The sequence below is a fragment of the Nocardia sp. NRRL WC-3656 genome, assembly GCF_000720265.1.
Taxonomy (GTDB): domain Bacteria; phylum Actinomycetota; class Actinomycetes; order Mycobacteriales; family Mycobacteriaceae; genus Nocardia; species Nocardia nova.
In genome coordinates, this window is sequence record NZ_JOJF01000110.1 from 1 (window position 1) to 462 (window position 462).

The following is a 462-nucleotide window of genomic DNA, read 5'->3' on the forward strand; positions in this document are numbered from 1 at the left end:
TATATCGGCTGGCTAAAGGGCATGCGGGAACGTGACGCTTAGCGCGCCGCGCGCGAAGCAATTGAACGAGTCGGGCTCAGCGACAAGATCAACGATAAGATTAAGACGCTATCCGGAGACCAGCAACAGCGGATCGCTATCGCACAAGCACTCGTCCATAACGCGGAGTTGCTACTCCTCGACGAACCCACCGTAGGGCTAGACCCCCACCAGCGGCGCAGGTTTCTCGACTTGCTGATCTCGTTGCGTGGCACCGTTCATGTGATCGTCTCCACCCACGACATCGGCGACCTCGACCAGGCTTTCGACGAGGTCGTGGTCCTCGAAGCGGGCCGACCGAGGTTCAAGGGGGCGGTTGAGGAGTTCGCCGCCCACGCCCAACCGGACTGCGCGCCGGGCCGACGTCTGGAGAGCGCCTACGCGTCGCTGCTGGAGGCGACCGAATGATCACCTGGGCGAATC

Annotated in this window: 1 protein-coding gene; it reads left to right on the forward strand. The window is 62.3% G+C overall.

What is annotated here, in order from left to right; genetic code table 11:
• The first annotated feature begins 60 nt into the window (after positions 1-60).
• Complete coding sequence (locus IG65_RS39635; protein ID WP_081879952.1) at positions 61-447, forward strand: ATP-binding cassette domain-containing protein; 387 nt, start codon at positions 61-63, stop codon at positions 445-447.
• Positions 448-462: the final 15 nt, after the last annotated feature.